This is a genomic window from Spirulina sp. CCY15215 (genome assembly GCF_016888125.1).
In the GTDB taxonomy this organism is placed as follows: domain Bacteria; phylum Cyanobacteriota; class Cyanobacteriia; order Cyanobacteriales; family Spirulinaceae; genus CCY15215.
In genome coordinates this window covers 1-206 of sequence record NZ_JACSWA010000072.1, presented here as the reverse complement: position 1 = coordinate 206, position 206 = coordinate 1, and the positions used below count along the sequence as shown (strand labels likewise).

At 40.8% G+C, this 206-nt stretch carries 1 pseudogene; it reads left to right on the top strand.

Annotated features, from left to right (window positions below):
• Positions 1-206 (top strand): annotated as a pseudogene (locus JUI58_RS00315) (Uma2 family endonuclease); the annotation flags it as partial.

Here is a 206-nt window from a genome sequence, read left to right as displayed (position 1 = left end):
GATGGAGAGCGTTTTGTTGATTTTGTTGAGGTTGTTGAACAGCGCGATCGCCAAAAACAAAGAGCTATTATCGCTGAAAACCAACGCGATCGCGAACGTTTAGAAAAAGAACTTGAAAAACAACGTGCCGATCGCGAACGTTTAGAAAAAGAACTTGAAAAACAACGTGCCGATCGCGAACATTTAGAAAAAGAACTCGAAAAACA